Source organism: Streptomyces mayteni (assembly GCF_054783955.1).
The window spans coordinates 19,208-33,191 of the sequence record NZ_BAAGPR010000087.1; the positions used below are offsets into that span (position 1 = coordinate 19,208).

The 13,984-nt window shown below is 74.5% G+C and carries 10 protein-coding genes; 2 read left to right on the forward strand and 8 right to left on the reverse strand.

Annotation, left to right across the window (positions count from 1 at the left end):
* Positions 1–110: 110 nt before the first annotated feature.
* From ACYVPE_RS29410 to ACYVPE_RS29435, 6 genes are all read right to left on the reverse strand, one after another.
* Entirely contained in the window at positions 111–740 is a 630-nt protein-coding gene (locus ACYVPE_RS29410) for a hypothetical protein (RefSeq protein ID WP_461036776.1), read from the reverse strand.
* Positions 725–1,735, reverse strand: coding sequence for a ParA family protein (locus tag ACYVPE_RS29415; RefSeq protein ID WP_461036777.1), 1,011 nt, complete (start codon positions 1,733–1,735; stop codon positions 725–727). Before ACYVPE_RS29415 ends, ACYVPE_RS29410 begins: the two co-directional genes overlap by 16 nt.
* 502 nt (positions 1,736–2,237) lie before the next feature.
* Complete coding sequence (gene ald, locus ACYVPE_RS29420; protein ID WP_461036787.1) at positions 2,238–3,362, reverse strand: alanine dehydrogenase; 1,125 nt, start codon at positions 3,360–3,362, stop codon at positions 2,238–2,240.
* Positions 3,363–3,445: 83 nt separating this feature from the next.
* Complete coding sequence (locus ACYVPE_RS29425; RefSeq protein ID WP_461036778.1) at positions 3,446–5,647, reverse strand: tetratricopeptide repeat protein; 2,202 nt, start codon at positions 5,645–5,647, stop codon at positions 3,446–3,448.
* Positions 5,648–5,726: 79 nt separating this feature from the next.
* Positions 5,727–6,377: an NUDIX domain-containing protein gene (locus ACYVPE_RS29430; RefSeq protein ID WP_461036779.1), complete on the reverse strand. Its 651-nt coding sequence runs from the start codon at positions 6,375–6,377 to the stop codon at positions 5,727–5,729.
* A gap of 5 nt (positions 6,378–6,382) precedes the next feature.
* Positions 6,383–8,098: a CTP synthase gene (locus ACYVPE_RS29435; RefSeq protein WP_461036780.1), complete on the reverse strand. Its 1,716-nt coding sequence runs from the start codon at positions 8,096–8,098 to the stop codon at positions 6,383–6,385.
* A 281-nt stretch (positions 8,099–8,379) separates the two neighbouring features.
* Here ACYVPE_RS29435 and ACYVPE_RS29440 point away from each other — a divergent pair, with 281 nt between their 5' ends.
* Both ACYVPE_RS29440 and ACYVPE_RS29445 read left to right on the forward strand, forming a co-directional pair.
* Positions 8,380–10,254, forward strand: coding sequence for a glycoside hydrolase family 15 protein (locus ACYVPE_RS29440; RefSeq protein WP_461036781.1), 1,875 nt, complete (start codon positions 8,380–8,382; stop codon positions 10,252–10,254).
* A gap of 55 nt (positions 10,255–10,309) precedes the next feature.
* Positions 10,310–11,350 (forward strand): LacI family DNA-binding transcriptional regulator, encoded by a 1,041-nt coding sequence (locus tag ACYVPE_RS29445; protein ID WP_461036782.1) that lies wholly within the window; start codon positions 10,310–10,312, stop codon positions 11,348–11,350.
* A gap of 95 nt (positions 11,351–11,445) precedes the next feature.
* Here the strand turns inward: ACYVPE_RS29445 and ACYVPE_RS29450 are convergent, their stop codons facing one another.
* Together ACYVPE_RS29450 and ACYVPE_RS29455 are read right to left on the reverse strand one after the other, a co-directional pair.
* A complete protein-coding gene (locus ACYVPE_RS29450) occupies positions 11,446–12,618 on the reverse strand; it encodes a glycosyltransferase family 4 protein (protein ID WP_461036783.1) in 1,173 nt (390 codons plus the stop codon).
* A gap of 249 nt (positions 12,619–12,867) precedes the next feature.
* Positions 12,868–13,984: DNA repair protein RecN (locus ACYVPE_RS29455; RefSeq protein WP_461036784.1), on the reverse strand; the 1,117-nt coding region annotated here is incomplete at its 5' end.

Genomic DNA, 13,984 nt, shown 5'->3' on the forward strand with positions numbered 1-13,984 from the left:
GGGCGGCGTGGTCGGTGCGGAGGAGGGGTCATCGCGGGGCACACTACCCCCGCGGCCCCCGGCAACGGCCGAGCGGCAGCGAAGCCGCACGCGCGTCGTTCCGAACGGCGTCAGCGGCCGCGGAGGCGGCGGACCAGGATGCTGGCCTCGCCGCGGGACTCCAGGTCGGCCAGGACGACCGCGACCGCCTCCCGGACGATCCGCCCGCGGTCCACGGCGAGGCCGTGCTCGCCGCGCAGCACGAGGCGGGCGTGTTCGAGGTCCATCAGCTCCTCGGCTGACACGTAGACCGTGATCTTCTCGTCGTGCCGTTCCCGCCCGCTCGGGCGCCGGGCGGCCCGGCCGCGCCGGGCCGCGGCCGCGGGCGCCGGGCGGCTCCCCTTGGCCGCATCGCGGCCGTCGCGGTTGTCACGTCCCTCGCGGCCGTCCCGCTCCCGCCCCTGCTGGGCCGGCAGCGTCCGCTCACCCGCCGGCCTGGCGTCACGCGCCTCACGCGCGTCACGCGGCAGCCGCCGGCCACGGTCGTCGGCCGAGCCGGGCGGCGCGGCGCCCGGCTCGTCGCCGGGGCCCGCCTCGGCCGGTCGTTGTTCGCCGGCCGGGGCCGGCACCCGGGGTACCGGGTCCTCCTTGGTGCTCCCCGCCCGCTCGGGAGCGTTCGGGGGCGTCGAGGGCTGCACGGCGGCCCCGCCGGTACTGCGGAACAGTTCGTCGGCCGCCGGCAGGCTCACTCGGCGTGGCACCGGGCGAGCACCTCCCTTGCGAGCTGACGGTACGCGGCCGCGCCAACGGAGTTGGACGCGTAGGTGGTGATCGGTTCGCCGGCGACCGTGGTCTCCGGGAAGCGGACCGTGCGCCCGATGACCGTGTGGTAGACGTTGTCGTCGAACGCCTCGACCACCCGGGCCAGGACCTCCCGGCTGTGCACCGTGCGCGAGTCGTACATGGTGGCCAGGATGCCGTCCAGGTGCAGGTTCGGGTTGAGCCGCTCCTGGACCTTCTCGATGGTCTCGGTCAGCAGGGCCACCCCGCGCAGCGCGAAGAACTCGCACTCCAGCGGCACGATCACCTTGTGCGCCGCGGTGAGCGCGTTCACGGTGAGCAGGCCGAGCGAGGGCTGGCAGTCGATGATGACGAAGTCGTAGTCGTTCAGCATCGGTTGCAGCGCCCGCTGGAGCGTGGACTCGCGGGCCACCTCGCTGACCAGTTGCACCTCGGCGGCGGACAGGTCGATGTTGCTCGGCAGCAGGTCCATGCCGGCGACCGCGGTCTTGAGCAGCACCTCGTCGGGGGCCATGCCCCGCTCCATCAACAGGTTGTAGATGGTGAGGTCGAGCTCCATCGGGTTCACGCCGAGGCCGACCGAGAGGGCGCCCTGCGGGTCGAAGTCGACCAGCAGGACCCGGCGGCCGTACTCCGCGAGCGCGGCGCCCAGGTTGATGGTCGAGGTGGTCTTGCCGACCCCGCCCTTCTGGTTGCACATCGCGATGATCTGAGCCGGGCCGCGCTCCACGAGCGGTCCGGGGATCGGGAAGTACGGCAACGGGCGGCCGGTGGGACCGATCCGCTCGCGCCGCTGCCTGGCCGCGTCCGGGGCGATGGTGGCCGCGTACTCGGGGTCGGGCTCGTACTCCGCGTCCGGGTCGTAGAACTGCCCGTCCGGGAGATCGTCGTAGTCGGGGAAACGGTCGGCCTCGCCGCCCGTCGCGTTTGCTTCAGTGCTCTGATGCGCTGTCATGCTCGGTTGGCTCTGGTGGGTTGCGTAGGTATGGACAGCGACGGAGCCCATGCCCGTCAGGCCCGCGGTGCTCTGGTGACGCTCCGGGACCCCTGGTTGTCCTCCCCGGGGAGTAATTGTCGACTCATTCACAAGTCGTCTTACCTCCTTGGGGACCAGGAAACTTCTAGACAGAGTCAGCGTTGCACCATGCCGACGATTGGCGACTCTATGGCGTGTCGGCGGTTCACAGCAACACAATCCGCCGGACCGGCACGGATGTGTCGGCCGTCGAACATTCTCTTGTCAAGGGCACAAGCCTCGCCAGAGGGGCGTATCCCCCCGGTACGAATCGGTTAAAGCGCTATCTAGCACCCGAGTTGACCGTTCGGCGAACGTCGTCACGGCGGGCGACGGACGGCGGCCGGGCGGACTCGGCGCGCCGCGGCGTGTGACATTCCCGATGTTGACGGCGGGAGTTGACCGGACGCCCGCGCGCGGCGCGGGTCGACGAGCCCGGCAATCAGCCGAGCACGGCCCGGGGTTCGGTGTGCGACAGGCCGTGCGCCTCGGCGACGGGGGCCGAGATGACGTGCCCGTCATGGATGTTGAGCCCGGGGACCAGCGCCGGATCGCGCCGCAAGGCGTCGCGCCAGCCGCGATGTGCCAGCTCGACGACGTAGGGCAGGGTGGCGTTGGTCAGCGCGGCGGTCGAGGTGGCCGGCACCGCGCCCGGCATGTTGGCGACGCAGTAGAAGATCGAGTCGTGCACCCGGAACGTCGGTTCGGCGTGGGTGGTGGGGCGCGAGTCCTCGAAGCAGCCGCCCTGGTCGATCGCGATGTCGACAAGGACACTTCCCGGTCTCATTCGCGAGACCAGCTCGCCGGTCACCAGCCGAGGGGCCCGCGCGCCGGGCACCAGAACCGCGCCGATCACCAGGTCGGCGGCGAGCACGGCCCGCTCCACCTCGTAGGCGTTGGCCGCGACGGTCCGCACCCGGGTGCCGAACACCCGGTCGGCTTCGCGGAGTTTGGCGATGTCCCGGTCGAGCAGGGTGACGTGGAAACCCATGCCGACGGCGATCTGGGTGGCCTGCCAGCCGGAGACGCCGGCGCCGATCACCACCGCGCTGCCCGGCGGGGTGCCGGGGACGCCGCCCGGCAGCACGCCGCGGCCGCCGGCCGGGCGCATCAGGTGGTAGGCGCCGACCTGGGGGGCGATCCGGCCGGCGACCTCGGACATGGGGGCGAGCAGCGGCAGCGCGCGGCCGTTCGGCGCCGCGGACTCCACCGTCTCGTAGGCGATGGCGGTGGTGCCCGACGCCAGCAGCGCGTCGGTGCACTCGCGGGAGGCCGCGAGGTGCAGGTAGGTGAAGAGGACCTGGTCCTTGCGGAGCCTGTGGTACTCCTCGGCGACCGGCTCCTTGACCTTCAGGAGCAGGTCGGCGCCGGCCCAGACCTCGTCGGCCTCGGCCAGCACGGTGGCGCCGGCGGCGACGAACTCCTCGTCGGGGATGGCGGAGCCGAGGCCCGCGCCACGTTGGACGTGGACCTGATGCCCGCCGGCCACCAGCTCGTGGACGCCGGCCGGGGTGATGGCCACTCGGTACTCGTTGTTCTTGACCTCGGTGGGAATGCCGACCTTCACGTCGATCACGGTCCTTGCACGCGACGGACAGCTGTCTCAACCAGTGTAAGTAAGGAATCCAGCTTGTCGAGCCTTGCAATCAGTCAATCATTGGCCGAAGGTGTCTGCGTTCCAAAGGTTGGAGCGGTGGCGGCGGGCCGCTCACCGGCCGCCGCCGCCTCGGCCGTCAGCCGCTCGGCGGCGGCCCGGCGGGCGGCGGCCTCGTCGGCGCGGCCGAGCCCTTCCGCGCAGTCGGCGAGCCGCAGCCGCAGTTCCGCCCTGAGCCTGAGGTCCGCGCCCCGCTCCGCGAGCCGCAGGGCGTCCGAGCCGGTGCGCAGCGCCTCCTCGGGGCGCCCGACGCGTTCCTGGGCTCGGGCGACCTCGGCGAGCGCCCTGGCCTGGGCCGGCACGTCGCCGTGCCTGCGGTGGGCGGCGGCCGCGGCCTTCCAGGCCCGCAGCGCCTCGCCCCACTGCCCGGTGCGGGCGAGGGCGACGCCGACCCGGCCGTGCAGCCGGCCCACGCCGGCCAGGTCGCCGCGCGCCTGGCTCATCGGCAGGGCCCGGCCGTACCAGTCGGCGGCCCGCTGCCACTCCCCCAGCTCGGCGTAGGTGTCGGCGACGGACTCCAGGGCCCGCCTGACGTCGTCCGCGTCGGCGCCCTCGGGACGCGGCCCGCGGTCGCTCCTGGCGGCCTCGAGGGCGGCCCGGTAGCGGTCGAGCGCGGCGTGCGGCCGGCCGGCGTCGGCGTCCAGGTCGCCGAGGCTGAGCAGCGCGGCGGTGCGCTCCCTGGTCAGCCGCTGCCGCTCGGCGACCAGCAGGGCGAGCTCCTGCAGCCCGTAGAGCTCTGCCCTGGCCTGGTCGGGCGGCAGGTGGGCGATCAGCACCCGGCTCAGGGTGGCGAGCAGCCGCCTGGCCAGGGTGTCGAGCCCGCCGTCGGTGGCGGCCGTCCTGGCGGCGGCGAGCAGCGCGGGGCGGCGGGTGCCGAGCCAGCCGGCGGCGGCCGCGCGGCTGTCGAAGCGGAGCGCCGCCGGCAGCGCGGCCAGCCACTCGCGCTCCTCGCCTTCAGGCGGCTCGGTGGCGGCCTGGCAGGCGCGCAGCCGGGTGACGACCCGCTCCAGCATCCTGGCCCTGGCCAGCACGGCCTCGCCGGGGCGCTCCAGGGCGGCGAGCAGTCCGGCGATCCGGCCCTCCAGGCAGCCCGGCACCCGGTACTGGTCGGGGAGGCCGCCTGGGCCGGCGGGACCGGCCGGGCGCAGCAGGCCGAAGGCGGTGAGCTCGGCGAGGGTGGCACGGGCGGCGGGGACCGGGCAGCCGACCAGCGCGGCGGCGAGGTGGGCGTCCACCAGGCCGGCGGGGGCGAGGGCGAGGAGCCGCAGCATCCGGGCGGAGGGCGCCGGCAGGGCGGCGTGGACCAGGGCGAAGGCCCGGCCGAGCGGCACGTCGGCGGAGTCGGGGGCCGCGGTGCGGCCGGCGCGCGGCGGCTCGGCCGGGGCGTCCTCCTCGTCGTCCTCCGGCGCCGCGGCCGCCTCGTCCCTGGGTGGCGCGGGTTCGGGCGGCGCGACCGGGGCGGCGGTCTCGTGGATCCGGCGGACGACCTCGGCCACCGGGGTGTCGGGGTGGGCGGCCAGCCAGCCGGCGGCCAGCAGCAGGGCGGCCGGCAGGTCGCCGCAGCGCTCGGCGAGCCGGTCGGCGGCGCTGGGGTCGACGGTGACGCGGACGTCGCCGGCGCCCCTGGTGAGCAGCAGGACGGCGCTGCGCCGGTCGAGGCCGCCGATGGTGCAGGGCCGGACGTCCGGCACGCCGACGAGCGGGCCGCGGGCCACGGCGATCACCAGGCAGGACCGGTCGTCGGGGACCAGGTCGATCAGCGGCTCGGCGTCGCCGACGTCGTCAAGCAGCAGGACGGTGCGGCGCCCGGTGAGCGCCTCCCGCAGCACGGCCGACGCCTCCTCGTCGTCGGCGCCTGGCGGGGCCGGGACGTGGAGCGCGTCGAGGAGTTCGCGGGCCGCCCGCGCGACCGGGACCCGGCGGCCGCCGGGGTCGGTGAGCCGGGCCCGCAGCAGGCCGTCGGGGTAGTCGCCGGTGGCCAGGAGTTCGGCGGCGAACCGCTCGGCGAGCGCGGTCCGCCCGGTGCCGGGACGGCCGGCCACCAGCAGCACCCGCGAGCGCGGCGCCGGGCGGCCGGCGAGGGTGTCGAGGCCGGCTCTCTCGATGTCGGAGCGCAGCGCCGCGAGCTCGCGGCCGCGGCCGAGGAACTCCGCTGACCAGGGCGGTTCGGTGACCTTCTGTTCCGTCACGTCCGTCACGGGGCGAGCGTATGCCACGCCCCGGCGAGCCGGGGCCTGACACGTCTTCAGCCCGTACGGCGCCCCCGTCCGGCCCTGGTCAGAAGGCGAACGGGCGCGCCGGCCAGGGGGCGTCGGCCGGGCGGAGCGCCTCGACGCCTTCCCCGGCGCGGGCGGCCTGCAGGGCGAGCACCCCGACGGCCAGGCAGGTGTTGTGCAGCCGGCCGGCGAACACGCCCCGCGTCAACTCGTCGATCGGCACCTGGGCGTGGCGCATGTCGGCCTCCTCCTCGGAGACCGCGAACCGCTCGCCCTGGGCCACCGAGAGCTCCCTGGCCAGGAAGATCCTGACCGCCTCGTCCGAGCCGCCGGGCGAGGTGTACAGGTCGATCAGGACCCGCCAGTCCTCCGCCTTGACGTGCGCCTCCTCGTACAGCTCGCGCTGGGCGGCGTGCAGCGGGTTCTCGCCCGGCACGTCGAGGAGCCCGGCCGGGATCTCCCACAGCTTGTGGCGGACGGGGTGCCGGTACTGCTCGATCACGGTGACCCGGTCCCGCTCGTCCACCGCGAGGACCGCGACCGAGCCCGGGTGCACCTGGTAGTCGCGGCTGGCGGTCGAGCCGTCGGGCATGACGACCTCGTCGGTCCTGACGCCCGTCTTGTTGCCGGTGAACGGGGTGCTCGTGGCGGTGACCGACCAATGGGCCGGCGTGTCGGCCAGGAAATCCTGCGGCTGCGGCTGATCTGTCATGGCGGTCAGTGTCCCCCACCGTGCGGCGCGGCCAGCTCGCCCGCGCCGGCGGTGAGCTCGGCCGGGTCGGCGGGCGTGCTCACGGAACCGCGCACGGCGGCCCTGATCAGGCCGGCGAACAGCGGGTGCGGCCTGGTCGGCCGGGAGCGGAGTTCCGGGTGGGCCTGGGTGGCCACCAGGTAGGGGTGGACCTCGCGCGGGTACTCCACGTACTCGACGAGCTTGTTGTCGGGGGAGGTGCCGGAGAAGAGCAGCCCGGCCTTCTTCTCCAGCTCGCTGCGGTAGGCGTTGTTCACCTCGTAGCGGTGCCGGTGGCGCTCCTCGACGTACGCCTCGCCGCCGTAGACCTCCCGGACGATGGAGCCCTCGGCGAGCCGCGCCGGGTAGAGGCCGAGCCGCATGGTGCCGCCCATGTCGCCCTCGCCGGCGACGATGTCAAGCTGCTCCTCCATGGTGGAGACCACGGGGTGCGCGCAGCCCTGGTCGAACTCGGTGGAGCCGGCGCCCTCGATGCCCGCCAGGTTGCGAGCGGCCTCGATCACGATGCACTGCAGGCCGAGACAGAGGCCGAGCAGCGGCACCCGGTGCTCCCTGGCGTAGGTGATGGCGGCGATCTTGCCCTCCACGCCACGGTCGCCGAAGCCGCCCGGCACGCAGATCGCGTCGACGTCACCGAGCTGCTCGGCCGCGCCGCCCGGGGTGCGGCAGTCGTCGGAGGTGACCCACTTGACGCGGACCCGCGCGTTGTTGGCGAAGCCGCCGGCGCGCAGGGCCTCGGTGACCGAGAGGTAGGCGTCCGGCAGGTCGATGTACTTGCCGACGAGGGCGACGGTGACGTCGTGCGCGGGGTGGTGGACGCGGCGCAGCAGGTCGTCCCACTGGGTCCAGTTGACGTCCCTGAAGGGCAGGTCGAGGCGGCGCACCACGTAGGCGTCCAGGCCCTCGTCGTGCAGCACCTTGGGGATGTCGTAGATGGACTTGGCGTCGACGCAGGCCACCACGGCGGCCTCGTCGACGTCGCACATCAGGGAGATCTTGCGCTTGATGGCGGTGGGCACGTCGCGGTCGGCACGCAGCACGATGGCGTCGGGCTGGATGCCGATGTTGCGCAGGGCGGCGACGGAGTGCTGGGTCGGCTTGGTCTTGAGCTCGCCCGAGGGGCCGATGTAGGGCAGCAGCGAGATGTGCACCACGAAGACGTTGTCCCGGCCGACCTCGTGCCGCACCTGGCGGACGGCCTCGAGGAACGGCAGCGACTCGATGTCGCCGACGGTGCCGCCGACCTCGGTGATCACGACGTCGACGTCGTCGGTGGCCATCCGGCGGATCCGGTGCTTGATCTCGTTGGTGATGTGCGGGATGACCTGCACCGTGTCGCCCAGGTACTCGCCGCGCCGCTCCTTGGCGATCACGGTGGAGTAGATCTGCCCGGTGGTGACGTTGGCGGAGCCGTCGAGGTCGACGTCGAGGAAGCGCTCGTAGTGGCCGATGTCCAGGTCGGTCTCGGCGCCGTCGTTGGTGACGAACACCTCGCCGTGCTGGAACGGGTTCATGGTGCCGGGGTCGACGTTGAGGTAGGGGTCGAGCTTCTGCATGGTGACCCGGAGCCCCCGGGCCTTGAGGAGGGCACCGAGGCTGGACGCGGTGAGCCCCTTGCCGAGCGAGGAGGCGACCCCGCCGGTGACGAAGATGTGCTTGGTCATCGTGCTGCTGGGCGGCATGGCCAAAGGGGGGCTCCCGTGGGTCGCGACGTCGGATGCGTGGACGGGCCGCCGGGTCGATCCGGGGGGCCGTCGATCGGGTTCGGGGGTTTCGCTGCCCCTCCGCTCCACGGGCTACCAGGGTATCAGTGGGGGAAACCCTGAGCGGCGTCCGCGTGCGCCTCGCGGGAAATCTCGACATTTCCCCTCCAACCCGAACAAGGCCCTACGGCGAATTTCTCGACATCCGCCAAGCGTCAACGGGACCCCCTGGGCACGTCGTATTCTGCTCGGACGCTTGAATGGGCGACGAAAAGCCGCACGTCCCACGGGGGGCGGAGCACGTTCGACTGGAGACGCTAGTGGCCGGGCGCATCGAGGATTACGCACTCATCGGGGACATGCAGACCGCCGCGCTCATCTGCCGGGACGGATCGGCGGACTGGCTCTGTCTGCCCCGTTTCGACTCCCATGCCGTCTTCGCCGGACTCCTCGGCACCGAGGAGCACGGTTTCTGGCGGCTGGGGCCCACGCACGGCAAGGACGCCCCGCCGCCGCCGGCGAGCCGCCGCCGCTACCGGGGGGACTCGCTGGTCCTCGAGTCCGAGTGGGACACCCCGCGCGGCACGGTCCGGGTGATCGACTTCATGCCGCCGCGCGGCGAGGACCCGCCGCAGCTGGTGCGCATCGTGGAGGGCGTCAGCGGCCGGGTGCCGATGCGTTCCACCCTCCGGATGCGGTTCTCCTACGGCGCGGTCGTGCCGTGGGTGCACAAGGTGGACGACCGGACCGTCGCCGTCGCGGGGCCCGACTCCGTGTGGCTGGACACCACGGCCGCCACCTACGGCAAGAACCTCACCACCTACTCGGACTTCACCGTGGCGCCCGGCGACCGGATGGCGTTCACGATCAGCTGGCAGCCCTCCCACAAGCAGCCGCCGCCGGTGCCGCAGCCCGAGGAGGCGCTGGCCGCCACCGAGCAGTACTGGCGCGACTGGGTCGCCCAGTGCACCTACCACGGCCCCTACCGGGAGGCGGTGGTCAGGTCGCTGATCACCCTGAAGGCGCTCACCTACGAGCCCACCGGCGGCATCGTGGCGGCCCCCACCACCTCGCTGCCCGAGGACCTCGGCGGCTCCCGCAACTGGGACTACCGCTTCACGTGGCTGCGGGACGCGGCCATCACACTCTCCTCGCTGCTGCGCACCGGCTACCACGAGGAGGCCAGGGCGTGGCGCGAGTGGCTGCTGCGCGCGGTCGCCGGGGACCCGGAGAACCTGCAGATCATGTACAGCATCACCGGCGAGCGTGAGCTGTCGGAGGCGGAGCTGAGCTGGCTGCCGGGCTACGAGAACTCGCAGCCGGTCCGGATCGGCAACGGCGCCGCGGGTCAGCTCCAGCTCGACGTGTACGGCGAGGTCACCGAGGCGCTGCACCTGGCGCACATGACGGGCCTGGCCCGCAACGACCACGCCAACGTGCTCCAGCTGAAGCTGATCAAGTACCTGGAGGACCACTGGGACGAGCCAGACGAGGGCATCTGGGAGGTGCGCGGCCCGCGCCGGCACTTCACCCACTCCAAGGTGATGGCCTGGGTGGCCGTGGACCGCACCGTCAAGCTGATCGAGTCGGGCGAGGTGGACGGCCCGCTGGAGCGGTGGCGTGACCTGCGGGACGAGATCCACCGGGACGTGTGCGAGAAGGGTTACGACAAGGAGCGCAACACCTTCACCCAGTCCTACGGCTCCAAGGAGCTGGACGCCTCGCTGCTGCTGATCCCGCAGATGGGCTTCCTGCCGCCCGACGACAAGCGGGTCATCGGCACCATCGAGGCCATCCAGCGCGAGCTGTCCACGCTGGACGGCTTCATCCTCCGCTACCCGACCGCCGGCGACGAGGCGGGCGTGGACGGCCTGGAGGGCGACGAGGGCGCGTTCCTCGCCGTGTCGTTCTGGCTGGCCGACGACCTGGCGATGATCGGCCGGGTGGAGGAGGCCCGCAAGCTGTTCGAGAAGCTGCTGGCGCTCCGCAACGACGTCGGGCTGCTCGCGGAGGAGTGGGACCCGCGGCGGATGCGGCAGGTCGGCAACTTCCCCCAGGCATTCAGCCACGTGCCGCTGATCGACACGGCGCTCCGCCTCACCGCCTCCGGCGCGTACAGCACGTACGGCGGCTGACGCCGCCGCGACAGCCGGCCGGCCAAACCGGGCCGCGGCGGAGAGGAGTCGTGCGGTGCCGCAGCGGGGACGGGTCCCTCCCACCCTGGAGGCGGTGGCCGCGCACGCCGGGGTGTCGCGCGCCACGGTGTCCCGGGTGGTCAACGGGACGCCCGGGGTGCGCGCCGAGCTGCGGGAGCGGGTGCGGCGCTCGGTGGCGGCGCTCGGCTACGTGCCCAACAGCGCGGCCAGGAGCCTGGTCACCCGGCGCACCGGCGCGGTCGCGGTGGTGATCGCCGAGCCTGACACCCGGGTCTTCGCCGACCCGTTCTTCGCCCAGCAGCTGCGCGGCATCGGCCACCGGCTGGCCGCGCACGACACCCAGCTGCTGCTGATGCTGCTGGAGGGCCGGGACGACTACGACCGCATCGACCGCTATCTGGCCGGCGGGCACGTCGACGGGGCGCTGATGCTCTCGCTGCACGCCGAGGACCCGCTGCCGGCGATGGCGGCCGCCGCCGGGCTGCCGACCGTCTTCGGCGGCCGCCCGGGCTGGTCGGGCGATGCGGGCGAGCCTGGGCCGCTCTACGTCGACACGGACAACCGGGACGGCGCCCGGCAGGCCGTGGGGCACCTGCTGGCCAGGGGCCGGCGGCGGATCGCCGTCATCACCGGGCCGCTCGACCAGACCTCGGCCGCCGACCGACTCGACGGCTACCTGGACGCGCTCGGGCTGACCGAGCCCGACCCGGCGCTGCTGGCCACCGGCGACTTCACGGCGACCGGCGGGGAGCGGGCGATGGCCGAGCTGCTCGCCGGGTCGCCCCGGCCTGACGCAGTCTTCGCCGGCAACGACCTGATGGCGTCCGGCGCGCTGCGGACCCTGCGGGCGCACGGGCTGCGGGTGCCGGCGGACGTCGCGGTGGTCGGCTACGACGACCTGGGGCCGGCCGCCTGGTCGGACCCGCCGCTGACCACCGTCCGGCAGGACGTCCGGCACATGGGCGAGCTGATGGCCGAGCTGCTGCTCGGTCGGCTCGGCCTGACCGACGGCCCCCAGGCCCCGCTGGCCCCGGTGATCACCCCGGCCAGGCTCGTGGTGCGCGACTCCTCCTGACCGCCTGAGCCATCCGGGCGCCGTCCGTTTCGGATCGACGCGCCCTGAGGGGGCGCGAGGCAGTGTCCTTTTGTGACTCCGCCCTGTGGGCGCGATCAGCCACGACGGCGCCGCGGACGAACGGCAGCCCGCCGCGGCACTTCCCAGCGGAGCGTCACGGTCTCGGCCAGCTCGTCGTAGACGCTCAGCACCTGGGCCACGGTGGTGTCCTCGGTCGGCCAGCTGCCGGCCCTGGCCCGGCCGGCGGCGGCCAGGGTCTCGCGCCGCTCCGGGTCGGCCAGCAGGGCGCGGACGGCCGAGCCGAGCGCCGCCGGGTCGCCGTAGGGCACCAGCACCGCCGCGTCCCCGACGAGTTCCGGGACGCCGCCCACCGCGGTGGCCACCAGCGGCACGCCGTGGCGCAGCGCCTCCTGGGCCAGCGGGGCGCGGCCGGCCCACTCGACGACCAGCAGCGCGGCGTCCGCGACGGGCAGCAGCCGGGCGACGTCGTCGTCGCGGCCGAGCAGCAGCACCGGCAGCCGCTCGCGGTCCACGCGGCGCTGGAGCAGGGCGCGGTCCGGCCCGGCCCCGGCGACGGCGAGCAGCGGCGGAGGCTGGAGCGACCGCCAGGCGCGGGTCGCGGTGAGCAGCACGTCGAGGCTGTGCTCCCGCTCCAGGCGGGTGGCGGTGACCAGCAGTGGCCGGCCCATGGCGCCCAGCTCGGCGCGGACCTTGGCCGGGTTCCGCTCCCGTGCGCCGGCGCTCTCGCTTCTCGTGCGTTGCGCGGGCAGCGCGACCGGCGCGAGCCGTGCGTCGCGCGCCCCGCGGCGGCGGGCCCGGTCCACCAGGTCGGAGGTGGCGCCCAGCACGACGGTGGCGGCGCGCGCCACCACGTGCTCGGTGACGGCCCGCAGCTGGGCGCGGAACCCGGGCGCGGTGGAGCGGGTGTGCCAGGTCACGACCAGCGGCGTGGCGCGGCGGCGCAGCGCCAGGGTGGCGAGCAGCCCGGCCTTCATGCCGTGCGCGTGCACCAGCTGGGCGTCCGCGCAGGCGGCCCTGAGCAGCACGGCGGCCTCGACGCGGGTGCGCATCGGCACGGGCACGAAGCGGGCGCCGGTCCTGGTGAAGTCGTAGCGCCGCTGCGCGGACGGCGGGGCGCACACGGTGACGCGGACGCCGCGCGCCACCAGGCCGGCCGAGAGGGACAGCACATGGGCGCCGGTGCCGGCGCTGCCGCCGCCGAGCACCTGCACCACGTGCAGCGGCCCCCGCCCGCCCGGCGTACTCACGGCGCCGCCTCGTTCGCCGCCTCGTTCGCCGCGGTACGAGGGCGCGGGCGCCTTGTCGACCGGGCCGTGACAGCGACGTCCGGCAGGGCCGGCTCGGGGCGTCGCCAAGGCCCGGGCGGCCTCAGCCCATCGCTCACGGCAACCTCTCGTTCGCTGGGAGTGGAATGGCGTCCAGAATGCCAGGCGCGTGCCGCTTCACGGTAGCGGCCACCACCCGCTCGGGTGAGAGCCGCGTCCAGGTGGAGGGTGCTAGGTGGAGGGGGCCTCCGTCCGCGCCCGCCGCCCGAGCCGGGCGGCGGTGGCCAGCAGCTCCTCTGCGTGGGCCCTGGCCAGTTGGGAGTCCTCCTGGCCGGCCAGCATCCGGGACAGCTCCCGCACCCGGCCCTCGCCGTGCACGGAGCGGACGCCGCTGCGCGTCACCGAGCCGTCGCTGGTCTTCTCGACCACGAGGTGCCGGTCGGCGAAGGCCGCGACCTGGGGCAGGTGGGTGACGACCACCACCTGGGCGGAGTCCGCGAGCTTGGCGAGCCGCCGGCCGATCTCCACGGCCGCCTTGCCGCCGACGCCCGCGTCGACCTCGTCGAAGAGATACGTCGGCACCGGCGCGGCGTCGGCGAACACCACCTCGACGGCGAGCATCACCCGGGACAGCTCGCCGCCCGAGGCGCCCTTGGCGATCGGCCTGGCCGGGGCGCCGGGGTGCGGGGCGAGCAGCAGCTCGACCTCGTCCGTGCCCTGCGGGCCGATGGCCACCGTCCGGCCGTCGAGCTCGACGGCGTCGTCGCCGGCGGCCGCGTCCTGCTGCCTGACCGCCACCTCGATCCTGGCGTGGGGCATGGCGAGCTGGGTGAGCTCCTCGGAGACGGCGGCGGCGAACCGGGCGGCGGTCTCGGTCCTGGCCTCGGTGAGCGCGCCGGCCTGTGCGGTGATCCGGGTGTGCAGGGCGTCGCGCTCGGCGGTGAGCTCGCCGATCCGGTCGTCGTCGCCGTCCAGCTCGGCCAGCCGGGCGGCGCCGCGCTCGGCCCAGGCCAGCACGGCCGCGCAGCCGTCCTCGGCCTCGGCCGGGTTGGCGTACTTGCGGACCAGGTGGGCGAGGATGGCCCGCCGCTCCTCGACGGCGGCCAGCCGCAGCGGGTCGGCGTCGAGCCCGTCCGCGTAGCCGGCGAGGTCCTGGGCGACGTCGGCGAGCAGGATGCCGACCTCGCCGAGGCGGTCGGCGAGCTGGGCCACCTCAGGGTCGTGGTCGCGCACGCCCTGGAGCGCGCGGTGGGCGCCGGCGGTCAGGGTGCCGGCGTCGACCGTGCCGGGGTCGGCCGGGTCGCCGTCGACGGCGGCGTGCGCGGTGGCGGCGGCCGTGGCCAGCGCC